This is a genomic window from Actinomycetospora corticicola (assembly GCF_013409505.1).
Classification (GTDB): domain Bacteria; phylum Actinomycetota; class Actinomycetes; order Mycobacteriales; family Pseudonocardiaceae; genus Actinomycetospora; species Actinomycetospora corticicola.
The window spans coordinates 4,582,118-4,603,510 of record NZ_JACCBN010000001.1 but is presented as its reverse complement, the minus strand read 5'-3'; the positions used below and the strand labels follow the sequence as shown (position 1 = coordinate 4,603,510).

Genomic DNA, 21,393 nt, shown 5'->3' with positions numbered 1-21,393 from the left:
AGCGTAGGCCCGGCGCGCGGCGTCAGCCCCGCACGGGGGGTGCGGCCGCGAGGGCGAGCGCGCGGACGTCACGCACGAGCTCGTCGACCAGGCCCTCGGCCACCGGGTGGCCGCACTGGCCCATCCACGTCGCGAGCATCCGGTGCCCGTCCTCGGTGAGCACCGACTCCGGGTGGAACTGCACGCCCTGCAGCGGGAGCTCGCGGTGGCGCATCGCCATCAGCACGCCGTCGGCGGTCCAGCCGGTGGCCTCGAGCTCGTCGGGCAGCGAGTCGGGCCGCACCGTGAGCGAGTGGTAGCGCGTGGCGGTGAAGGGGTCGGGCAGGCCCGCCAGGACCCCGGCGCCGGCGTGGTGGACCGCCGAGGTCTTCCCGTGGCGCAGTTCCGGGGCGCGCTCGACGACGCCGCCGAAGGCCTGCCCGAGGGCCTGGTGCCCGAGACAGACGCCGAGCAGCGGCGTGCGGTCGGCCGCGCAGCGACCGATCACCTCGAGGCTCTGCCCGGCGTCGTCGGGCGTGCCCGGACCGGGGCTCACCAGCACACCGTCGACGTCGGCCGCGAGGTCGAGGACGTCCGGCTCGTCGTTGCGGCGCACCACCGGCTCCGCGCCGAGCTGGGCGAGGTACTGCACCAGGTTGTAGACGAAGCTGTCGTAGTTGTCGACGACGAGGATCCGCACGCCTCTCACCCTACGGATCCGGCCGGAGGCCGTCCGTGCTCCGCTACCGTGGACTCCACACTCGTCCCCAGGAGCATCCCCGTGCCCAAGTCGAAGGTCCGCAAGAAGCCGACCTACACCCCGCCCCCGCAGGCCGCCGCCGCGAAGACCGCCGGGCCGTCGCACCCCGCGTACGTCGTGATCATGCTCGCGATCGGCATCGTCGGGCTGGCCTGGCTGGTGGTCAACTACCTCGCCGGCGAGGACATCCGCTTCATGGCCGAGCTCGGCGGTTACAACTTCCTCATCGGCTTCGGGCTCGTCGTGATCTCCCTGCTCATGACGATGAAGTGGCGCTGAATCACACCGATGTCATTCGTCCCCAGTGTGGACGGAGCCTGTGGACAACCCTGAGATCGCGTGGTCGGCGCCCCGGGGCGCGGTGGTCCTCGGGCTGATCGGCGCCGTCGGTCTCCTGGCCGCGGTGTTCCTCTCCGGCCTCGACGGGCCGGGACGTCTCCTGCTCGGCGTCGCGGGGGTCGCGGTCGGCGCCGCCGCGGTGTTCGGGCTCCGCGCCCGCCCCCGGCTCGCGGCCACCGACGACAGCCTCACCCTGCGGGGCCTGCTCGGCGCCCGGGTCTGGCCCTGGACACGCGTGGACGCCGTCCGGGTGGTGCGCATGCGGCGGCTCGGGCTCCCGGCCGCCTACCTGGAGATCGACGCCCGCGACGACGACGGGACCGAGCGGCTGCTCGTGCTCGGCCGACTCGAACTCGGGACGGACCCGGTGGACGTCGCGGACGCCCTCCAGGCCCACCGCGCCCGGGCGGGGCGCGGCGGGGCCCCCTCAGCCGCCGACGCGGCAGGTGGTGGCGCCGCAGACGACGCTGCCGAAGGAGAGGTCGCGCAGCGCGATCGCGGCGACGAGGGCGACGACGACCGCCGCGGCGATCCACAGGCCGACGACCGGGCGTGAGCGCGCCGGCCCGTAGGCCATGCCCACGGCCACCCCGGTCCCGACCAGCAGTCCGCCCAGGTGACCGAGCAGCGAGATGCCGGGGAACGTCAGCGAGAACACGACGTTCAACCCGATGATCACCATCGCCGACGTCGCCGGCAGCCGCATCCGGCGCAGCAGCACCACGAGGGCACCCATCAGGCCGAAGATGGCCCCGGACGCGCCGGCCGTCGCCCCGACCGGCGACCCGAACAGCATCACGGCCGCCGAGCCACCGAGCAGCGACGCCCCGTAGAGCACGGAGAAGCGCACCCGCCCGAGCGCCAGCTCGATGTCCCGCCCGATGAACCACAGCGCGACCATGTTGAACAGCAGGTGGATCGGGCCGATGTGCAGGAAGCCCGACGTCAGCAGCCGCCACCAGTCGCCGCCCGCCACCTGCAGCGGGACGAGGGCGCCGCCCGCGAAGACGGCGCCGCCGGTGTTGCCCTGCACGCTGCCGGCGTCGGCGACGGTCCAGGCGAAGACGGTGACGTTGAGCGCGATGAGGGTCGGGACGACGACGGCGGTCGGCTGCCGCAGGTCCCGGCCCCGTCGCTGCGTGCGGGCGCCCTCGGTCACGCAGTCCACGCACTGCATCCCGACCGAGGCGTCTCGCAGGCACTGCGGGCACGCCGGCCGGTCGCAGCGCGTGCACCGCAGTCCGGTCGGACGGTCGGGGTGGCGGACGCAGACCTGGGTGTCCGCGCCCGGCGGACTACTACTCATGTCCCCAGTGTCCCCGTCCGCCCGTGGGTGTCCGGTTACTTCGAGATCTCGACGCTCTCGATCACGATGTCGGAGGTCGGGCGGTCGCCGGGGCCGGTGGGCGTGGCGGCGATCGAGTCGACGACGTCGCGGCTCGCCTGGTCGGCCACCTCGCCGAAGATGGTGTGCTTGCGGTTCAGCCAGGTGGTGGGCGCCACGGTGATGAAGAACTGCGAGCCGTTGGTGCCGGGCCCGGCGTTGGCCATCGCGAGCAGGTAGGGGCGGTCGAAGCGGAGGTCGGGGTGGAACTCGTCACCGAACTTGTAGCCGGGCCCACCGCGACCCGTTCCGGTGGGATCCCCGGTCTGCAGCATGAATCCGGCGATGACCCGGTGGAAGATCGTTCCGTCGTAGAACGGCCCGCTGGACGAGCCCTTCGCGTTCGGCTCGCTGTACTGGCCCTCTCCGGTCGCGAGACCCACGAAGTTGGACACCGTCTTGGGTGCCTGATCGGGGAAGAGGTTGACGGTGATGTCGCCGTTCGAGGTGTGCAGCGTCGCGGTCGGGCCGTTCTCGGCATTCGTCACGGACGTCATGGTGCCACCGACGGCGTAGCGGGTGTGACGCACCGGCGGGTCGGGCACTTGCAGTCAGGGGAATGGCGGCAGAATCGGCCGCCACCGAGGAGTGAGGTGTCGCCGTTGAGCAGCAAGACCGTGATCGGTGCCAGGGAGGACCTGGACGATCTGCGCAAGGAAGGACGCCGCGCCCGCAAGAAGGCGGCCAAGCACGCCGAGAAGGCCGCCGCGCAGGCTCGTAAGGAGCGCGAGAAGGCCCGCAAGCAGGGGGCGAAGAAGCGCGCCGAGGTCCGTCGGGACGTCCGCGCCGCCGCCGACCAGGCCCGTCAGCGGGTGCTCGACGCCCGCGCCGAGGCCCGTTCCCGCGCCGAGGACGCGCAGGCCGAGGCCCGCAAGCGCGCGCAGGAGGCCAGGGCGGAGACGCGCAAGCGCGCCAACAAGGCCGCGAAGGACGCCCGCAAGCAGGCCCGCTCCTACGCCAAGGACGCCCGCAAGCAGGCGAAGTCCTACGCGAACGACGCGAAGAAGGCCCTCGACGCCTCGCCGGTGCCCACCTCGCTCAAGGAGGCCCGCAAGGCGCTCGAGTCGTCCCCGGTGCCGACCTCGGTCGGCGAGCTGCGCGACCTCGGCGACACGGTCCGCGGCCAGCTCGAGGACGGGCTGACGACGGCCCGCCGCGAGGTGTCGCAGCGGATCGAGCCGGAGCAGGACAAGAAGCGTCGCCGCTGGGGCCTCTGGATCGTCCTCGGCGTGCTCGGTGCCGGCATCGCGATCGTCGCCACCCGCCGTGCGCCGGAGCTCCCGCCCCCGCCGCCGCCCGCCCCGCGCCCGAAGCCGGCCCCGAGCCCGGCCGCAGGGTCCACGAACACCCCGGCCGCGGCCGCCGGTGCCGTGCCCGACCCCGACCAGCCGGGTGGCATCGTCCCCCCGAAGGGCCCGACGGACGCCATCTCGCCGAGCTCGAACGGTTCGGCCGGCAGCACCAAGCCGGCCGGCAGCTAGTCCCGCACCCCGGGTGGGCACGGCCGGTCCGCCGGCCGTGCTCACCGGGGCAGCAGGTCCCGCAGACGGTCGCCCACGCCGATCGTGCGATCGGCCGAGACGTCGTCGACGCGGCCGCCGATGACGGCCGCGACGTTCCGGGCGCTCGTCCCGCCGGGCCGTAGGTACTCCCCGTGTCCCACGGCGCCCGTCGTCGCGAGCGGGTGGATGCCCGGCAGCACGGTGGGGTCGGCGCCGAACCAGCCCGCGTCGGCCACCGGGTCGAACCGGGCCTCCGCCACCCACGTCGGCTGCCGGGGCACGGGTGTCACCCCGGGCGAGCCGAGCAGCACCACGTCGTCGACCGCCCGTGAGGTCGCCGCGGCCTGCGCCACGACGAGCGACCCGTACGAGTGGCCGACCGCCGTGACGTGCGCGCCCCCGACGCCCACCCCGTCGAGGAACGACGCCAGCCGACCGGACGCCGCGGTCGCCGCCCGGGTGCCCAGCACGGACCGGGCCGGGTCGAGCACCTCCGGCCACTGGGGCGCCGCGTAGTCGTACCAGGCCACGGTGGCGACGCCGGGCCGCGTCATCGCCGCCAGCTCGGCCGTGCGCGCGGGCAGGTCCTCCGCCCGCGCCGTGAACCCGGGCACGAACACGCCCACGTGCCGCGCGGCGTCGACGTCCCCGATCCCGATGGCCGCCCGTCCCGACGCCGGGTCGAGCGCCAGCAGTGCGTGGTCGGTGGCGGCCACGTCCACCGCGAGGATCCGTCCCAGGCGGCCGCGCACCTCGGCCAGCCGCGCCTCGACGTCCTGCAGCTCCCCCAGCCCGGTCGCCTCGTCCCGGGCGTGCGCCAGGCCCGCCAGTTCCGCCTCGGTGGCCGCCCGCGCCACGGCGAGACGGGCGCGGTTCGCCCGGTCGCGCACGGCGGCCGGCACGCCGTCGAGGGCCCCGACCAGCTCCGGGCGCCCGACGACCAGCTGTTCCTGCTCCGCCGGCGACAGGCCCGCCCACCAGTGCGCGACGGCAGCCGCTGCCGGGCCGTCGGCGGACGGCCCGACGGCCGTCGGCCCGCTCCGGGCCGCCCGGGCGAGGGCGTCGGCCAGCCGGGCGTCGTCGAACGGCTCCCGGGCGGCCACGTCGGCGAGCACGGCGGACAGCCGCCGGGCCCGGTCGAGCAGCCCGCCCCCGCGGTCGAGCAGCCGGACGAGCTCGCCCCGCGCCGCGTCGGCCGCCGCGCCCCGCCACGCGTCCGGCAGTTGCGGGGCGAACACGGCGTGCTCCCACCCGTCCACGGCCGCGGCGAGGGCGACGGCCACCGGGGCGAGCGCGGTCACCGCGTGCCGTCGAACAGGCGCGCGAGCTCGCCGTCGGCCAGTCCGACGTCCGTCGCGGTGTCCTCCAGCAGGTCCTCCAACGCCTCGGCCGCGGCCCGCCAGGTCGCGGCGTCGGCCTCCCACTCCCGGGCCAGGACCAGCGCCTGCTCCGCCGTCCGGGTCCCCGGGACGAGCCGGGCCAGGTCTCGGACCGCAGCACTCATCGACGCGGCCGCCCTCGCCGCGTCGTCCACGGCGTACTCGATGTCCTCGACGGTGCGGCGCAGGGCGTCCGGGGACACGGTGTATCCATCGCTCATATCCCTGCAGACGCTCCCGACGTCGGGTCCGCTCCCGGCCACGCGCGAGGCTGGGGACGACCGGGGGTCCGGATGCCGCTGGGGACGACCGGCTGGGCCGTCCGGCCGCACCCCGCCGTGCACGAGCGGCACGTTCGCAGCTTCTATGTGCGCGAGAGTGCCGTTCGTTCATCGGAGGAGGGGTGGCCGCACGTGGCGACCGCGCGACGCCGGGGACCGACCCGGGCCGACCTGGAGGCGGCGCGGGACCGGCTGCTCCCCGACGTGCTGCCCGGTCCGGACGACCCGCCGCTGCGCGTGCTGTTCTCCGGGATCAACCCCGGCCTGGTCTCGGCGTACACCGGGCACCACTTCGCGCGTCCCGGGAACCGGTTCTGGCCGGCCCTGCACGCCTCGGGCTTCACGCCCCGGCTCCTCGCCCCGGCCGAGCAGGGTCTGCTGCCCGCGCTGGGGCTCGGGATCACCAACGTGGCGCCCCGGGCCACCGCCCGCGCCGACGAGCTCACCGACGACGAGCTGCGGGCCGGCGGGGAGCGGTTGCGGGCGCTGACCACCGACCTCGCGCCGGCGTGGCTCGCCGTCGTGGGGGTGGTCGCGTACCGCACCGCCTTCGGGGAGCCGAAGGCCGTCGTCGGGAAGCAGGACCGGACGCTCGGCCCCACGCGGCTGTGGGTGCTGCCCAACCCGAGTGGCCTGAACGCCCACTACACGCCGGTCTCCCTGGCCGCCGAATTCGCCGCGCTGCACGCATGCGCATCGGGCCATCCCTGCGATTGACGGTGGCACCGGTCACAGGCAGTGTGATCACCCACGGGGGGTCGGTCCCGTAGTGCGTAGACGCGGAGGTCTGCAGTGGCCAGTGGTGACATCAAGGTCAGCGTTCTCGATTGCGGCGCGATGACCGCCGATCTGACGTGGCTGCTCCTGCAGCCGGGGCGGTCGATCAAGCCCCGCCAGCAGAAGGAGTCCCCCGCCGAGTGGGTCGACGTGCCGACGCACTGCGTCCTCGTCGAGACCCCCGACGGGACCCTGCTGTGGGACACCAGCTGCCCCGCGGACTGGGAGGAGCGCTGGGGTCCCACCGGCCTCAACGACTTCTTCCCCTACGACAAGGTCTCCGACGACGAGTACCTCGACAAGCGGCTCGAGCAGCTCGGCATCGGCACCGACCAGATCGACTACGTGGTGCTCTCGCACCTGCACTTCGACCACTGCGGCAACGCGAACCTGTTCAAGGACTCGCCTGCGAAGCTCGTGTGCTCGGACAAGGAGAAGGAGTTCGCGTTCGGCTTCGACGGGCCGTTCACGGGCGCGCACCTCAAGAGCGACTACGAGAACCTGAACTGGGAGACGGTCTCGGGCGACACCGAGTTCCTCCCCGGCGTGACGCTCCTCCAGACCCCGGGCCACACGCCGGGCACCATGTCGATGCAGGTCGACCTCCCCGACACCGGGACGATGATCTTCACCTCGGACGCGGTGTACATGGGTGCGAGCTACGGGCCGCCGCCGGTCCCCGCCGCGATCGTGAACAACCTCGAGTCCTGGTTCTCGTCGGTCGAGAAGATCCGCGACGTCGCCGAGAAGACGAACGCCACCGTCGTCTTCGGCCACGACGCCGACCAGATCCACGAGCTCAAGACCGTCTCGAACGGAGGCCACTACACGTGACCGTCCCTCCCGTCCCCACCGAGGAGTCGATCTTCACGTGGGGTGCACCGCCGCTGAAGTTCGGCGCCGGCGCCTGCGACGAGATCGGGTTCGACCTCTCGCAGTACGGCGCGAAGCGGATCCTCCTGATCACCGACCCGGGCATGCAGCAGACCGGGCTGCCCGACCGGATCGCCGACCAGATCCGCCGCTACGACATGACCGTCGAGATCTTCGACGGCGTGCACGTCGAGCCGACCGACGACTCGATGAACAAGGCGATCGGCTACGCCACCACGCAGGGCCCGTGGGACGGGTTCGTCGCGGTCGGCGGCGGGTCGGCGATCGACACCGCGAAGGCGGTCAACCTGCTCACCACCTTCCCCGGTGAGCTGATGGACTACATCAACAAGCCGGTCGGCAACGCCCAGGTGCCGCCGGGGGCCCTCAAGCCCCTCATCGCCGTCCCGACGACGGCGGGCACCGGCTCCGAGTCGACCGCCATGTGCGTCCTCGACGTCCTGTCGCTGCGGGTGAAGACCGGGATCAGCCACTGGCGGCTGCGCCCGACCCTCGCCGTCGTCGACCCGCTGCTGACGATGACCCTCCCGCCGGAGGTCACCGCCGCGTCGGGCATGGACATCGTCTGCCACGCGCTGGAGAGCTACACCGCGCGCTGGTACACGACGTTCGACCGCAAGCAGCCCGAGCAGCGGGTCACCTACTGCGGGTCGAACCCGGTCTCGGACCTGTGGTGCGAGAAGTCGATGTCGCTGCTGGCGAAGTCGTTCCGCACTGCGGTGCACCGCGGGGCCGACGACGTCGACGCCCGCATGGACATGATGATGGCCGCGACGTTCGCGGGGATGGGCTTCGGCAACTCCGGGGTGCACATCCCGCACGCGAACGCCTACCCGATCGCCGGGCAGGTCCGGGACTTCCACCCGGCCGGCTACCCGTCGGACGAGGCGATGGTGCCGCACGGCATGTCGGTGTCGCTCACGGCGCCCGAGGCGTTCCGGTTCTCGTTCGACTCCGCCCCCGACCGGCACATGGCGGCCGCGCGGATGCTCGGACCGAACGCCGAGACGCAGAACAAGGCGTCGGAGCAGCTGCCGCACGTGGTCACCGAGCTGATGCGCGACATCGGGATCCCGAACGGCATCGGCGAGGTCGGGTTCTCCGAGTCGGACATCCCGGACCTGGTCGAGGGCACGATGAAGCAGCAGCGGCTGCTCGCCACGTGCCCCCGGACGCCGACCGAGGACGACATCGCGGACATCTTCGCGAAGTCCATCTCGAACTGGTAGAGGTGCGCTGCGCGCCTGTGAGCACTCATCCGTGTCTGGACACGGATCAGTGCTCACAGGCCCCGACGAAGGAGGGGCACCGGAGTGCCGATCTACGACTACCGCTGTGACTGCGGGCTGCGCTTCGAGCGGCTGATGGGCCGCGACGCGGCGGCCCCGGCGTGCCCGGAGTGCGGGGGCGAGTCCCGCAAGGTGCCGTCGCGGCCGGCGCTGCACGGCCGCGCCGACCCCGGGCTGTCCCGCGAGCAGATGCCCCAGACCTGGCGCGGGGTCTACAACGGCAACCGCGAGTACATCGCCTCGATGCGCAAGCAGTGGGAACAGCGTCAGCGCCTCGAGGAGAAGCACCCGGAGCTCGCCGGGGACACCCGTCCGGTCATCGCCCACGAGGGCCGGTACGAGCAGGTCCCGCTGCGGGCCGGCGAGCCGATCCTGCGACCGGCGGGCGACTCCTCCTCGAGCGGCCACGGACACGGCCATGGCCACGGACACGGGCACTCGCACGCCCCCACCCCGGCCACGCCCCCGAAGCCCACGCCCCCGAAGCCCGCGCCGACCCCGCCGTCCGGATAGGTCGCTCTCGCGGGGGCGTCGTGGCGTGGGCCACACTCGCCCACGTGGATTTCGACGAGGCCCGCGAGGTCTTCCTCCAGCCGCGGGAGGGTGCGACCGCCCCCACCCCCGACACCCCCGCCCTGGCGCTGCGGCACGTGCTCGAGCCGCTCGCGATGGTCCACCTCTGGAGCGCGCCCGCCCACGAGCAGCTGCGTACGGCGGGGCTGAACTTCCTCACCGGCTACGTCGGGGGCCGGGGCTGCACGCTGGGCGACGTCACGCCCGGCGTGGTGGCCTCCACCTTCGCGGTGTTCGAGCCGGGGCTCGCGGCCGACCTGTGGCGCCAGGCGCGGGCCACCTGCTCGATCGAGGAGCTGCTGGCGGTGCGCGCCGCGAGCGGTGGCGAGGGGATGCGGGCCGCGCTCGAGGGCGTCGACGAGGCCGAGATCGGGCGGGTCACCCGTCGGCTGCGCGAGGCGCTCGACGCGGGCGGCCCCGGCGAGCTCGCCGGCCGTCCGCTCTACGCGAGCCTGCGCGACCGGCCCTGGCCGACCGACGCGCACACCGGCCTGTGGCACGTCGCCTCGCTCTACCGCGAGCACCGCGGCGACACCCACCTCGCCGCCTGCGTGGCGGCCGGGGTCGACGGCCTGGAGGCGAACATCCTCACCGAGCTGCGGGCCGGGTTCGACCTCTACGAGTACACCGGCACGCGGGGCTGGTCGCCGGAGTCGATGAGCGCGGCGTCCGCGCGTCTGGAGGCGCGCGGCCTCGTCGCGGACGGCGGGCTCACCGCGGCGGGCCGCGACGCCCGCCAGGCGATCGAGGCCGCCACCGACCTGGGGCAGCACCGGGTGGTGGAAGCCCTGACGGGCTCGCGCGAGCGGAGCGACGGGGGATCGGACGGGTTCGACGAGCTGGTGGCCACCCTCGGCTCCTGGGCCGACCGGGTCGTCGCGGCCGGCTGGTTCCCGCCCGACCCCCTCAAGCGCACGGCGGGATGAGACCGGGGCGGTCCGGGTAGGTGGAGCGCGTGCCTCCTGCGACCTCCCCCGCCCGCCGCCTCCGGGACGCGATCGAGCCGATCGCCATGGTGTACGTCCACAGCCAGGAGGCCCGCGAGCAGTACGAGGCGTTGGGCCTGCGCCGGTTCGAGGGCTACGTCCTGGGCCGGGCCGGTGCGCTCGGTCTGCCGCCGGCGAGCCTCGTCGTCGCGAGCTTCGGGGCGTTCGAGCCGGACATGCTCACCGGCACCTACGAGGCGGCGCTCGCGACCGCGAGCGTGCCCGACGTCCTCGCCGCGAAGCTGGCCGGCGCCACCCGGTGCCTGCACCGGGTGTTCGGCGAGCCCGCGCGCGACGTCGAGGAGGTCGTCACCGTGCTCCGGGGCGGCCTCGACCGGGCGCCCGTGCTGGGGAAGCCGCTGTTCGCGGGCCACGCGGCGCTGGAGTGGCCCGGCGACGCCTGGGCCCGGCTCTGGCACGCCACGAACCTGCTGCGCGAGTTCCGCGGCGACGCCCACATCGCGGCGCTCGTGTCGCACGGCGTCGGGATGCTCGAGTCGAACCTGCTCACCGAGGCGCGCATCGGGATGGCGGGGCGGGACTACACGCGGACGCGCTCGTGGTCCGAGGAGGCCATCGAGGCGGCGACCGCCGACCTGCTCGACCGCATGCTGATCACCCGCGACGGCGACCGCATCCGGCTCACCGAGCGCGGGGCGGCCCTGCGCGACGACGTCGAGGAGGCCACCGAGGCCGCGCTCGACCCCGTCGTCGAGGGCATGGAGCACGGGCTCGAGCGCGTCGTGGAGCGCTGCACCCGCTGGTCGCGGGAGCTCCGTGACGCCGGGGCGTTCCCCGACGACGACGAGAAGCTGCAGGCCGGCTAACCCGCCCGGCCGCGCCACGCGGCCCGTTCGCGGCGCCAGGTGGTGACCGCGAACGGCACCGCGATCGCGCCCATCCCGATGCCCCCGACCAGGGCGGACCCCGGCAGCCCGAAGAACGCCAGGTGGGCGAGCACCGAGGACGCGTACACCCAGAGGTAGAGCGCGGTCGCCGGCCCGGACACCCGGGCCGAGCGCGGACCCAGCGTCCGGTGCAGCGCCCCGACCACCAGCAGCGAGACGAGCACCCAGCCCGCGTAGTTGGTCAGCGGGATGCCGGGCACGAACGGCAGCGCGGGGTCGGGCGCGAACCACGTCCAGTGCCCGGCCCCCACCATCTGCGGGTCGAGGAACAGGTCCCAGGCGGCCAGCGCCAGCCCGCCGAGCACGACGACGCCGGGACCGCGCCCGGCCAGCGTCCGCCCGACGACGAGCGCGGGCCAGGCCATCATCGCCCAGGCCAGCGGGACGACGACCGGGACGCCGAGCAGCTCCGGGCCGAGCGTGCCGGTGTAGGCGTAGGACCCGAACGGGAAGCCGGTGGCGAGCCCGACGGCCTCGGCCACCAGCCCGCCGCCGCCGGCGATCCCGACGAGGAGCAGACCCCCGCGCGCCCCGTGCACCCGCACCACGTCCGCCAGCGACGCCAGGAAGAACACCACGACGCTCGTGACCGTCACGCCCGTGAGCCACGAGGCGGGCACCAGCGGGTAGACGATCTGGACCAGCACCGCCGCCCCGACGAGCACCCAGGCCGGCAGGGAGGTCGTCGCCACCGCCGGGCGGACGGTCGTCACCATGCCCTCGTCACCACGTTCCCGAACCTCCCCGATCGCGATCCACGTCGGACCGTGGACCGCTCAGCGGTGTCGATCGGGCGTGCCTACGGTGCCGGGGTGCCCGCCGCAGGTCCGTTCTCACCCCTCCACCTGCTCGTGACCTCCGGGTCCGTCCTCGCCGTCGCCGGCACCCTCCACCAGCTGGTCAACCGGCGTCGGCTCCGCCGCCCGCCAACGACGCCACCCGCCGTCGGGGGTCCGGTCTCGGTGCTCGTGCCCGCCCGCGACGAGGCACCGCGGATCGCCCCGACGATCACGTCGCTGCTCGCCCAGCGCGGCGTCGGGGACCTCGAGGTCCTCGTCCTCGACGACGGGTCCACCGACGGCACCGCGGACGTCGTGCGCACGACGGCGGGCGGTGACCCCCGCCTGCGCGTCCTGCCCGGCATGCCGCCACCCGCGGGCACGCTCGGCAAACCGCACGCCTGCGCGCAGCTCGCGGCGGCGGCGCGGGGCGAGGTCCTCGTGTTCGTCGACGCCGACGTCGTGCTGGCACCGCACGCGGTCGCCGCCGCGATCGCGATGCTGCGCGCCCCCGAACCGCTCGCCCTGCTCTCGCCCTGGCCGCGGCAGGCGGTGTCCGGCCCGCTCGCGCGCCTGGTGCAGCCGCTGCTCGCCTGGTCGTGGCTGACGACGCTCCCGCTGCGCGCCGCCGAACGCAGCCACCGGCCGTCGATGGCGGTGGCCAACGGGCAGTTCCTCGTCGTCGAGGCGGACGCGCTGGCCCGCGCCGGCGGGTGGCGGGCCGTGGACGGCGAGGTGCTCGACGACATCGCGCTCGCCCGCGCGGTCCGCCGCAGCGGCGGACGGACGGGCGTCGGGGACGGGTCGACGCTCGCGACCTGCCGGATGTACGACACCGGCCGCGACCTGCACGCCGGCTACCGCAAGTCGCTGTGGGCGGCCTTCGGCTCCCCGGTCGGGGCGGTGGCGGTCGGCGCCGCGCTGCTCGTCGTCTACGTGGTCCCGCCGGTGGCCGCACTCGCCGGTTCCCGGGTCGGGGCCCTCGGGTACGTCGCGGGCGTCGCGGGGCGGGTGCTCGCCGCCCGGTTCACCGCCACGCCGCCGTGGGACGCGGTCGGACACCCGGCCTCGGTGGTGACCACACTGGGGCTGCTGGTGTCGTCCTGGATCGGTCGGGTGCGCGGCACGTTGACGTGGAAGGGACGCTCGCTGTGAGTTCCGTGGTGGTCGTCGGGGCCGGACTGGGCGGGCTCGCGACGGCGGCCCGGCTCGCCGCCGCCGGGCACGACGTCGAGGTGTACGAGCGGGCCGACGTCGTCGGCGGCAAGCTCGGGCTCGTCGAGCGGGACGGCTTCACCTTCGACACCGGGCCGTCCCTGCTGACCCTGCCGGGGCTGCTCGAGGACCTGTTCACGACGACGGGCGGCCCCGCCGGTCCTGCCGGTCTCGCGGTCGAGCCGGTCGACCCGGCCTGCGACTACACCTTCGCCGACGGCACCCGCCTGACCCTGCCGCACGACCCGGCGGCGGTCCCGGCCGCGTTCGACGCCGCGTTCGGCGCGGGTGCGGGTGCGGCGTGGTCACGGCTGCACGCGCGCTCGCGGCACCTGTGGGAGCTCGTCGGCGAGCAGGTCCTGCGCCGCCCGCTCACGCTGCCCGCGCTGCTGCGGATGAGCGCCAGCCCGAGCGGCCTGCGGGCCGTCGCGCCGTGGCGCACGATCCGCGGGCTCGCCCGCCGGGCGTTCGCCGACCCGCGGATGCGCACGTGGCTGGAGCGGTACGCCACCTACTCCGGCTCCGACCCGCGCCGCACCCCGGCCGTCCTGTCGGTGACGTCGTTCGTCGAGCAGGAGTTCGGGGCCTGGTACGTGCCGGGCGGCCTGCGGCGGATCGTCGACACGCTGGCGGAGCGTTGCCGCACCCTCGGTGTGGCGGTGCACCTGTCGTCGCCGGTGCAGGAGGTGCTCGTCGAGTCCGGCCGCGTCGTCGGGGTGCGGGTGGCCGGACAGGAGCGGCGGGCGGACGCGGTGGTCTGCAACGCGGACGCCGCGGTGCTCCACGAGCAGCTGCTGGCCCGCGGGACGGCCTCCCGGGCCCGCCGCCGGCTGCGCCGCATCCCGCCGTCCAGCGCCGGGTTCGTGCTGCTCCTCGGGCTGTCGGGCCGGGAGGCGCCCGCCGCGCACCGGGTGTTCTTCCCCGCCGACTACGCCGCCGAGTTCGACGCCGTGTTCGGTCGGCGACCCCGTCCGGTCGAGGACCCGACCGTCTACGTGCACGCCCCCGACGACCCGGCACTGCGCCCCGACGACGACTCCGAGGGCTGGTTCGTGCTGGTCAACGCCCCGGTGCACGACCCGGCCCGCGGGGTCGACTGGGACGCCCCGGGGCTGCGCGAGGCGTACGCGGACCGGATCCTCGACGTGCTCGCCGCCCGCGGCGTCGACGTCCGGCCGCGCCTGCGGTTCGTGGAGGTGCTCACGCCCGCGGACCTCGAACGCCGGACCGGCTCGCCCGGCGGGGCCATCTACGGCACCGCCTCGCACGGCCCGCGCGCCGCGCTGAAGCGCCCGTCGAACGCCGGGCCGCTACCGGGTCTCCACCTCGTCGGTGGGTCGGCCCATCCCGGTGGCGGCATCCCGCTCGTGCTGATGTCGGCCGAGATCGTCGCGGGGCTCATCGGCCCGGCGACGGCAGGTCCGGCAGGTCCGGCGGCAACGGCGGCTCCGGTGGGAACGCCGCAGGGATCGTCCGACGGATCCCCACGCCGAGCTGCACCAGCCCCACCAGCGCCAGCACCGCCCACGTCGTCAGGAACGTCGTCCCCCAGCTCCACCCCGGTCCCGGCACCGCCGGCAGGACCGCGGCCCCCAGCGCCGGGAGGGCGACGACGATGATCCGCGTCGGCCGCTCGGCCACCGTCACCGCACCGGCGCCGGGCATGCCCACCGACTGGGCCCGCGCCCGGGCGTACTCGTGCAGCAGGGTCACCGCCGCCACCGCGACGGCCCCGGCGACCGGGGCGCCGAGCACGACGAGCACCGCGAGCAGCGCCAGGTCGCCCAGCCGGTCGCACACCGCGTCGACGACGGCCCCGAGCGGGCGGGCCCGTTCGGTGGCCAGCGCGACCGCGCCGTCGAGCCCGTCGAGCACCCCGCCGAGCACCACCAGCACCCCGGCGAGCGCGACCCACGGCGCACCCGTCGTCGCGACCGGGACCGCGGCCGCGAGGACCAGCACCCCCGCGACCGAGAGCACGTCCGGCGGGACCCGCCGGACGGGGCGGACGCACGCCCGGACCAGCCGCAGCCAGCCGCGCACCACCACGGACGGCTCCAGACCGCCGTGGCGCGCCGACCAGCCGGCGTCCGGGTCCGTTGCCATCCCGCCAGGGTGCCACCGGAGGCCGCGATGACCACCCGACGGGAGCGGGCGACGGGACTCGCGCGGGAGGTCGGGCGGACCTTCCCGGTCAGCGACGTCGCCCTGTGGGCGGCGGGCGCCACCTACTTCGGCGTGATCGGGCTGGTGCCGCTCGCGCTGGCCTCGCTCTGGGCGGTCGGCCGCCTGGTCGGCGGCGACGTGCTGACGGAGGCGATGGAGGCCGCGATCGGCGGCCTGCCGCAGGGCCACGGGACGCCGGACGCCCTGCGCACGCTCACCGCCGTCGCGCTCGGGATGCCGTGGTGGAAGACGCTCGTCGTGCTGTTCCCGGCCAGCCTCTACGGCGAGGGCCTGCGGCGGGCCTTCCGGCAGTTCTCCGACGTCCCCGACCGGCTCACCGGCTGGCGGGGCCGCGCCGGACTGCTGGGCGTCGCGGCGGTCGCCCCGTTCCTCGTCGTCGTGGTGCTGGCCGCGGCACCCGTCGTCGGGCCGCTCTACGCCGAGGGCGGCTGGTCGCTCGTCCTCGGCGTGGTCATCGCCTTCCACGTGGTGTTCCTGACCGTCTCGCTCGCCCTCGTCGCGCTGTTCCGGTTCGTCGCGCCGGGCCGGCTCGGCTGGAAGGCGCTCCTGATCGGGGCGTTCGCCACCGGCTCGGTACTCGCCGGGTTCCTGCAGGGTTTCGTGGTCTTCCTGGCGATCCCGATCGAGTGGTCGGCGCCCTTCGGCGGCCTGCCGATCGTGGGTGCGGTGTCCGCGCTGGCGCTGTGGCTGTTCCTGCTGCACATCCTCGTGCTGTGCGGTTTCCGCGCCACGGTGGTGCTCGACCAGGCCCTCCTGCACCGGCGCACGGCGTCTGACGCACCCCCGCACGGGGAAACCCCGCCGTCATGAAGGCAGCCGTGTACCGCAAGACCGGGTCCGCCGCGGACGTCCTGCACGTCGAGGACGTCGACGTCCCCGACCCGGGGGCCGGCCAGGTCCGCGTCCGGATCACCCGCTCCGCGATCAACCCCACCGACTGGAAGACCCGTGCGGGACTGACCGGCGGCGAGCCGCAGGACTTCCAGATCCCGCACCAGGACGGGGCCGGCGTGATCGACGCCGTCGGCGAGGGTGTGGAGGGCCGCGAGGTCGGCCAGCGGGTGTGGATCCACCTCGGGGCGTTCGGCAACCGCTACGGGACCGCCGCGGAGTTCAGCCTGCTCCCGGCCGAGCGCGCGGTGCCGCTGCCCGACGACGCCTCGGACGAGCTCGGGGCCTGTCTCGGGGTCCCAGCGGTCACCGCGGCGCACTGCCTCGGCGGCGACCCGTCGGCGCTGGCGGGGAAGACGGTCCTGGTCGCGGGCGGTGCCGGTGCCGTCGGGCACTTCGCGATCGGGCTGGCCAAGTACGCCGGCGCGCGGGTGGTCTCCACCGTCAGTTCCGAGGCCAAGGGCGAGCGGGCCCGCGCGGCCGGGGCGGACCTCGTCGTGAACTACCGGGAGGACGGGGCGGCCGAGAAGATCCGCGCCTTCGCCGAGCGCGTCGACCGCATCGTCGAGGTCGCCCTGGGCGCGAACCTCGACCTGGACCTCGCCGTCAGCGACAACACGACGATCGCGGTCTACGCCAACGAGCCGAACGACCCGACCGTCCCGGTGCGCCGGCTGATGGTCACCAACACCGCGATCCACTTCGTGCTGCTCTACAACATCACCGCCGCGGATCTGGCCGCCGACGTCGCCTGGGTACGGGGTGCGGTGGCCTCCGGGGCCCTCATTCCGCTCGAGGTGACGACCTTTCCGCTCGACGACGTCGTCGCAGCTCAGGAGGCGGTGGAGAACGGCGCGGTCGGGAAGGTCATGCTTGTCCCCTGAGCCGGGAGGCGGACGCCTCCCGGGAATCGACCCCCGGGGAGGCCGTCCGTGGTCAGCCGTTCCGCACGTTTCGAGGTGATCGGAGACGTGATGCTCGCGTGGAATCCGGCGGAGAACGCCGAGGACGAGGCCGCGTGGATGCGTTCGCCCGCCGCCCGTTTCGACTCCGACGGGGACCGCACGGGGACCCGCACCTCCTGGAAGCTCGCCGTCTCGCACTCGCGCGAGAAGCGCGTCGGGCCGGGCACCGTCGGGTGGGTGCACGAGTGGAACGGCCGCGGCCGCATCGCCGCCGTGGTCGTCTTCGACTCGAACCCGTACTCGCGCACCGGCGCCGACAACGAGGCCGAGTGGTACGCCGACGGCATCCTCGGGGTCATCCCCGAGGAGGACCGGGTGACGGCCGAGACGATCATGGCGCACCCCGACTGGAAGCCCAGCGCCCCGTACATGGGCGCCAAGGGCCGGCAGTTCAAGGACGGCGCGCCCGTCGTCCCGGCCAACGCCGTGATCCTGCGCCGGCTCGTCGACGACGAGACCGCGCGGTGGCTCGGGCTCGACCGGAGCATGGCGCACTAGACCGGACAGTCCGTACCTGTGACCTTCCGTCACATCTACCGGCGGGTTAACGTGCGTCGGTGCGCGACCACCACCACGACGTCCTGGTCATCGGCTCCGGCTTCGGCGGCAGCGTCTCCGCGCTGCGTCTGACCGAGAAGGGGTACCGGGTCGGGGTGCTCGAGGCGGGGCGGCGGTTCAGCCCGGAGACGCTGCCCTCCACGTCCTGGGACGTCCGCAACTTCCTCTGGGCCCCGGCGCTCGGCTGCTACGGCATCCAGCGGATCCACGTGCTGCGCGACGTCGTCGTGCTCGCGGGGGCCGGTGTCGGCGGCGGCTCGCTGAACTACGCGAACACGCTCTACCAGCCGTCGTCCGAGGCGTTCTACCGCGACCCGCAGTGGGCCTCGATCACCGACTGGCGCGCCGAGCTCGACCCGTTCTACGAGCAGGCCCAGCGCATGCTCGGCGTCGTCACGCAGCCGACCGTGACCCCGTCGGACGAGGTCATGCGCCAGGTCGCACGCGAGTGGGGCCGCGAGGACACCGTCACCCCGACGCAGGTGGGCGTGTACTTCGGCGAGGGCCCGGGCGTCACGGTGCCCGACCCGTTCTTCGGCGGCGCGGGACCCGACCGCACCGGCTGCATCGAGTGCGGCGAGTGCATGACCGGCTGCCGCCACGGCGCGAAGAACACCCTCGACCGGAACTACCTCGGTCTCGCCGAGCGGGCCGGGGCGCTCGTGTACCCGGAGACGACGGTGCTCTCGGTGCGTCCGCGTCCTGACGGGGGGTGGGAGGTGGTCACGCGGCCGACGCGGAAGGGCCGGCGGCGCCGGACGGTCTACACGGCCGACCAGGTGATCTTCTCGGCCGGGACCTGGGGCACGCAGTCGCTGCTGCACCGCCTGCGCGACACGGGCGTGCTGCCGAGCATCTCCGCGCGGCTCGGACACCTGACCCGCACGAACTCCGAGGCCCTCGTCGGCGCGATGTCCCGCCGCGCCTCCGAGCGGGGCGGCCCCCGCGACTTCACCCAGGGCGTCGCGATCACCTCGTCGTGGCACCCGGACCCCGACACCCACATCGAGCCCTGCCGCTACGGCTACGGCTCGAACGCGATGGGCCTGCTCACCACGCTCATGACCGACGGCGGCGGCCGCGTCCCGCGCGGGCTGAAGATCCTCGGTCAGGCCGTGCGCCACCCCGGACGGTTCGCGCGGTCCTTCGACAAGCGCCGCTGGTCGGAGCGCACCGTCATCGCGCTCGTGATGCAGTCGCTCGACAACTCGATCACCGTCCGCCGCCGCTTCGGCCGCCTGGTCTCCCGTCAGGGCCACGGCACCCCGAACCCGACGTGGATCCCCGCGGCGAACGCCACCACCCGGCGGATGGCCGAGATCATCGACGGCGACCCGGGCGGCACCTGGGGCGAGGCCGTGAACATGCCGATGACCGCCCACTTCATCGGCGGCTGCGCGATCGGCAGCTCGCCCGCGGACGGCGTCATCGACGCCTACCAGCGGCTGTACGGGTACGAGGGCCTGCACGTCGTGGACGGCTCGGCGCTCTCGGCCAACCTCGGCGTCAACCCGTCGCTCACGATCACCGCGCAGGCCGAGCGCGCCATGTCGTTCTGGCCGAACAAGGGCGAGACCGACCCGCGCCCGCCGCTCGGTGCGGGGTACGAGCGGCTGGAGCCGGTCGCCCCGGTGCACCCGGTCGTGCCGGCCGACGCCCCGGGTGCCCTGCGCACCGTCACGCTGCCCGTCCCGACTGTGCCGCCGCGCGTCCCGGTCGCGGGTTCCTGACGACGGGTCGCTCAGCTCCCGGCCCGACGAGGGTCACACCACGCAGGTTCCGGGGCCCCGGGACCTGCCCCACGTGACCCTCGGGAGACTGACCGGCGTGTCCGGCGACGTCCTGCTGCTGTCCAACTCCCGCCCGCCGGGCGGTGCGGAGCCGTTCACGCACGCCCGCGAGGTGCTGGACGAGCACCTCGGCGGGCGGACGGTCTGGTTCCTGCCCTACGCGCAGGCCGACCACGACGCCTACCACGCCTGGGTGGCCCGGGCCCTCGCGCCGCTGGACGTCCGCCCCCTGCACCGCGAGCCCGACCCGGCCGCCACGGCCGCGACCGCGGACGCCGTGTTCGTCGGGGGCGGCAACACGTTCCGCCTGCTCCACGACGTGCGCCGGCTCGGCGTCCTCGACGCCCTGCGCGGGAACGACGCCTGCCGCTACACCGGCAGCTCGGCCGGCACCAACCTCGCCCAGCCGACGATCAGGACGACGAACGACATGCCGATCGTCGACCCCGGTGGCCTCGACGCCCTGCACCGCGTGCCGTTCCAGGTGAACCCGCACTACCTCGACCTCGACCCCACGAGCACCCACCAGGGCGAGACCCGCGAGGAACGGATCCGGGAGTTCCACGAGCTGAACACCGTCCCCGTCGTCGGGCTGCGCGAAGGTGCCTGGCTGCACCGCACCGGCGACACGGTGACCCTCGGCGGGAACACCGCTCGTCTCTTCCGTCGCGACGAGGAGCCGATCGAGCTCGCACCGGGTACCGACGTCTCATGGCTCCTGGCCCCCACGACCTCCTCCTGACGAACGTCCTCCCGCGCGGACACGACACCCCCGTCGACGTCCGCGTCGAGGACGGGAAGATCGCGGAGGTCGGGCCGGACCTGACCGCACCCGCCGTCGAGACCCTCGACGGCGGCGGCCGCCCCGTCCTGCCCGGGTTGGTCGAACCGCACCTGCACCTCGACAAGGCACTGCTCGGCGGCGGGGACGGCACGCTGCAGGGCGCGGTGAGCGCGACGGCGGAGGCCAAGGAGCACTTCACCCACGACGACGTGCTCGCCCGCGCCGAGGACGTCCTGCGGCGGGCGCTGCGCCACGGCACGACGCTCGTCCGCACGCCCGTCGACGTCGACCCCACCGTCGGCCTCACGAGCCTCGACGCCCTGCTCGAGCTGAAGGAGCGGTGGGCCGGGGTCGTCGAGCTGCAGGTCGTCGCCTTCCCGCAGGAGGGGATCGCCGCCCGCCCCGGCACCGACGACCTGCTCGTCGAGGCCCTGCGGCGCGGCGCCGACGTGATCGGCGGGTGCAGCTACGCCGAGGACGACGTCGAGGGCTGCCGCGAGCACGTGCGGCGGGTGTTCGATCTCGCGGCGCGCTTCGACGTCGACGTCGACATCCACGCCGACTTCGCGGCCGGACCGGACGACCCGCGGCACACCCTCGCGACCTTCGTCGCCGACGTCACCGCGGAGCGCGGCTGGGGCGGCCGGACGACGCTCGGGCACGTCACGACGATGGCCGGTCTCACCACCGACACCCGGCGGGGGATCACGGAGCGGCTGGCGGGGGCCGGGGTCGGTGTGGTGGTGCTCCCGCCGACCGACCTCTACCTGCAGGGACGGGCCGCACCGGTGGCCGAGCTGCTCGACGCCGGGGTGGCCACGGCGCTCTCCAGCAACAACGTCCGCAACGCCTTCACCCCGTTCGGCACCGTCGACATGCTCGACGTGACCCTGCTGGCCGCCCACACCCAGCCGTTCGGCACCACCGCGGGCCTCGACCGCCTGCTCGACCGCGTCACCGCCGGGGCGGCGGCCATGCTCGGGACCGGGGGCCACGACCTCGCGCCCGGCTCCCGCGCCGACCTCGTCGTCCTCGACGCCCCGGGCGCGGACCACCACACCGCCCTGCTCGACCGCGTGTCGCGACGCCTCGTGGTCAGCGGCGGACGCCTCGTGGCGGAGACCGTGACGACGGCGACCCTGCAGGCGCCCTGAGCGCCCGCGATGATGGGGG

Annotated in this window: 22 protein-coding genes and 2 pseudogenes; 17 read left to right on the top strand and 7 right to left on the bottom strand. The window is 74.6% G+C overall.

The window, feature by feature from the left end:
* Positions 1 to 22 precede the first annotated feature (22 nt).
* Entirely contained in the window at positions 23 to 679 is a 657-nt protein-coding gene (locus BJ983_RS22405; RefSeq protein ID WP_179795839.1) for an aminodeoxychorismate/anthranilate synthase component II, read from the bottom strand.
* A gap of 81 nt (positions 680 to 760) precedes the next feature.
* Here BJ983_RS22405 and crgA point away from each other — a divergent pair, with 81 nt between their 5' ends.
* On the top strand, positions 761 to 1,018 hold the full coding sequence (gene crgA / locus BJ983_RS22400) for a cell division protein CrgA (RefSeq protein ID WP_179795838.1): 258 nt from the start codon (positions 761 to 763) through the stop codon (positions 1,016 to 1,018).
* A 25-nt stretch (positions 1,019 to 1,043) separates the two neighbouring features.
* Positions 1,044 to 1,469, top strand: a pseudogene (locus BJ983_RS31820) (PH domain-containing protein); the annotation flags it as partial.
* 36 nt (positions 1,470 to 1,505) lie between these two features.
* Here BJ983_RS31820 and BJ983_RS22395 read toward each other — a convergent pair.
* On the bottom strand, positions 1,506 to 2,384 hold the full coding sequence (locus tag BJ983_RS22395; protein WP_179795837.1) for a rhomboid family intramembrane serine protease: 879 nt from the start codon (positions 2,382 to 2,384) through the stop codon (positions 1,506 to 1,508).
* A gap of 35 nt (positions 2,385 to 2,419) precedes the next feature.
* On the bottom strand, positions 2,420 to 2,950 hold the full coding sequence (locus BJ983_RS22390; protein ID WP_343054302.1) for a peptidylprolyl isomerase: 531 nt from the start codon (positions 2,948 to 2,950) through the stop codon (positions 2,420 to 2,422).
* Positions 2,951 to 3,064: 114 nt separating this feature from the next.
* Between BJ983_RS22390 and BJ983_RS22385 the strand changes: the two genes are divergently transcribed.
* Positions 3,065 to 3,943, top strand: coding sequence for a hypothetical protein (locus BJ983_RS22385; protein WP_179795835.1), 879 nt, complete (start codon positions 3,065 to 3,067; stop codon positions 3,941 to 3,943).
* 41 nt (positions 3,944 to 3,984) lie between these two features.
* On the opposite strand, the gene BJ983_RS32490 is transcribed toward BJ983_RS22385, so the two are convergent.
* Together BJ983_RS32490 and BJ983_RS22375 are read right to left on the bottom strand one after the other, a co-directional pair.
* Positions 3,985 to 5,265, bottom strand: coding sequence for an alpha/beta hydrolase (locus tag BJ983_RS32490; protein WP_179795834.1), 1,281 nt, complete (start codon positions 5,263 to 5,265; stop codon positions 3,985 to 3,987).
* The gene (locus tag BJ983_RS22375) at positions 5,262 to 5,564 is read right to left on the bottom strand and encodes a hypothetical protein (RefSeq protein WP_179795833.1); all 303 of its coding nucleotides are present in this window, start codon (positions 5,562 to 5,564) and stop codon (positions 5,262 to 5,264) included. The genes BJ983_RS32490 and BJ983_RS22375 overlap by 4 nt, the downstream gene beginning before the upstream one ends.
* A gap of 192 nt (positions 5,565 to 5,756) precedes the next feature.
* Between BJ983_RS22375 and mug the strand changes: the two genes are divergently transcribed.
* The 6 genes from mug to BJ983_RS22345 all read left to right on the top strand — a co-directional run bounded on the left by mug (position 5,757) and on the right by BJ983_RS22345 (position 10,970).
* The gene (gene mug, locus BJ983_RS22370; protein ID WP_179795832.1) at positions 5,757 to 6,341 is read left to right on the top strand and encodes a G/U mismatch-specific DNA glycosylase; all 585 of its coding nucleotides are present in this window, start codon (positions 5,757 to 5,759) and stop codon (positions 6,339 to 6,341) included.
* A 120-nt stretch (positions 6,342 to 6,461) separates the two neighbouring features.
* Complete coding sequence (locus BJ983_RS22365; protein ID WP_179795831.1) at positions 6,462 to 7,235, top strand: N-acyl homoserine lactonase family protein; 774 nt, start codon at positions 6,462 to 6,464, stop codon at positions 7,233 to 7,235.
* On the top strand, positions 7,232 to 8,524 hold the full coding sequence (locus tag BJ983_RS22360) for an iron-containing alcohol dehydrogenase (RefSeq protein ID WP_179795830.1): 1,293 nt from the start codon (positions 7,232 to 7,234) through the stop codon (positions 8,522 to 8,524). Before BJ983_RS22365 ends, BJ983_RS22360 begins: the two co-directional genes overlap by 4 nt.
* Before the next feature lie 84 nt (positions 8,525 to 8,608).
* Positions 8,609 to 9,097, top strand: a complete 489-nt coding sequence (locus BJ983_RS22355; protein WP_179795829.1) for an FmdB family zinc ribbon protein — start codon at positions 8,609 to 8,611, stop codon at positions 9,095 to 9,097.
* A gap of 44 nt (positions 9,098 to 9,141) precedes the next feature.
* Positions 9,142 to 10,083, top strand: coding sequence for an SCO6745 family protein (locus BJ983_RS22350; RefSeq protein WP_179795828.1), 942 nt, complete (start codon positions 9,142 to 9,144; stop codon positions 10,081 to 10,083).
* Between the two features lie 29 nt (positions 10,084 to 10,112).
* Positions 10,113 to 10,970: an SCO6745 family protein gene (locus tag BJ983_RS22345; RefSeq protein ID WP_179795827.1), complete on the top strand. Its 858-nt coding sequence runs from the start codon at positions 10,113 to 10,115 to the stop codon at positions 10,968 to 10,970.
* Here the strand turns inward: BJ983_RS22345 and BJ983_RS22340 are convergent.
* A complete protein-coding gene (locus tag BJ983_RS22340; RefSeq protein WP_179795826.1) occupies positions 10,967 to 11,767 on the bottom strand; it encodes a carotenoid biosynthesis protein in 801 nt (266 codons plus the stop codon). The genes BJ983_RS22345 and BJ983_RS22340 overlap by 4 nt on opposite strands.
* A 96-nt stretch (positions 11,768 to 11,863) precedes the next feature.
* Between BJ983_RS22340 and BJ983_RS22335 the strand changes: the two genes are divergently transcribed.
* Positions 11,864 to 12,985, top strand: a complete 1,122-nt coding sequence (locus BJ983_RS22335) for a glycosyltransferase (RefSeq protein ID WP_179795825.1) — start codon at positions 11,864 to 11,866, stop codon at positions 12,983 to 12,985.
* Positions 12,982 to 14,664, top strand: coding sequence for a phytoene desaturase family protein (locus BJ983_RS22330; RefSeq protein ID WP_179795824.1), 1,683 nt, complete (start codon positions 12,982 to 12,984; stop codon positions 14,662 to 14,664). The genes BJ983_RS22335 and BJ983_RS22330 overlap by 4 nt, the downstream gene beginning before the upstream one ends.
* Here BJ983_RS22330 and BJ983_RS31815 read toward each other — a convergent pair.
* A pseudogene (locus BJ983_RS31815) lies at positions 14,657 to 15,151 on the bottom strand (CDP-alcohol phosphatidyltransferase family protein); the annotation flags it as partial. The gene BJ983_RS22330 and the pseudogene BJ983_RS31815 overlap by 8 nt on opposite strands.
* A gap of 27 nt (positions 15,152 to 15,178) precedes the next feature.
* On the opposite strand from BJ983_RS31815, the gene BJ983_RS22325 reads away from it, so the two are divergent.
* The 6 genes from BJ983_RS22325 (at position 15,179) to BJ983_RS22300 (ending at position 21,374) form a co-directional block, all read left to right on the top strand.
* Positions 15,179 to 16,042: a YihY/virulence factor BrkB family protein gene (locus BJ983_RS22325; protein ID WP_179795823.1), complete on the top strand. Its 864-nt coding sequence runs from the start codon at positions 15,179 to 15,181 to the stop codon at positions 16,040 to 16,042.
* Positions 16,039 to 17,007 (top strand): NADPH:quinone reductase, encoded by a 969-nt coding sequence (locus BJ983_RS22320; protein ID WP_179795822.1) that lies wholly within the window; start codon positions 16,039 to 16,041, stop codon positions 17,005 to 17,007. Before BJ983_RS22325 ends, BJ983_RS22320 begins: the two co-directional genes overlap by 4 nt.
* An 87-nt stretch (positions 17,008 to 17,094) precedes the next feature.
* Positions 17,095 to 17,586 carry a hypothetical protein gene (locus BJ983_RS22315; protein WP_179795821.1) on the top strand — a complete coding sequence of 164 codons (492 nt, stop codon included), beginning with the start codon at positions 17,095 to 17,097 and terminating at the stop codon, positions 17,584 to 17,586.
* Between the two features lie 59 nt (positions 17,587 to 17,645).
* Entirely contained in the window at positions 17,646 to 19,376 is a 1,731-nt protein-coding gene (locus BJ983_RS22310; protein ID WP_179795820.1) for a GMC oxidoreductase, read from the top strand.
* A 97-nt stretch (positions 19,377 to 19,473) separates the two neighbouring features.
* A complete protein-coding gene (pepE, locus tag BJ983_RS22305) occupies positions 19,474 to 20,178 on the top strand; it encodes a dipeptidase PepE (protein ID WP_179795819.1) in 705 nt (234 codons plus the stop codon).
* Positions 20,148 to 21,374 (top strand): amidohydrolase family protein, encoded by a 1,227-nt coding sequence (locus BJ983_RS22300; protein ID WP_179795818.1) that lies wholly within the window; start codon positions 20,148 to 20,150, stop codon positions 21,372 to 21,374. Before pepE ends, BJ983_RS22300 begins: the two co-directional genes overlap by 31 nt.
* Positions 21,375 to 21,393 lie beyond the last annotated feature (19 nt).

Excerpts from the sequence above, each read along its gene's own strand:
- BJ983_RS22375 (WP_179795833.1), bottom strand. The coding sequence starts at position 5,564 with ATGAGCGATGGATACACCGTGTCCCCGGACGCCCTGCGCCGCACCGTC.
- BJ983_RS22300 (WP_179795818.1), top strand. The coding sequence starts at position 20,148 with ATGGCTCCTGGCCCCCACGACCTCCTCCTGACGAACGTCCTCCCGCGC.
- BJ983_RS22365 (WP_179795831.1), top strand. The coding sequence starts at position 6,462 with ATGACCGCCGATCTGACGTGGCTGCTCCTGCAGCCGGGGCGGTCGATC.
- BJ983_RS22320 (WP_179795822.1), top strand. The coding sequence starts at position 16,039 with ATGAAGGCAGCCGTGTACCGCAAGACCGGGTCCGCCGCGGACGTCCTG.
- BJ983_RS22325 (WP_179795823.1), top strand. The coding sequence starts at position 15,179 with ATGACCACCCGACGGGAGCGGGCGACGGGACTCGCGCGGGAGGTCGGG.
- BJ983_RS22395 (WP_179795837.1), bottom strand. The coding sequence starts at position 2,384 with ATGAGTAGTAGTCCGCCGGGCGCGGACACCCAGGTCTGCGTCCGCCAC.
- BJ983_RS22340 (WP_179795826.1), bottom strand. The coding sequence starts at position 11,767 with ATGGTGACGACCGTCCGCCCGGCGGTGGCGACGACCTCCCTGCCGGCC.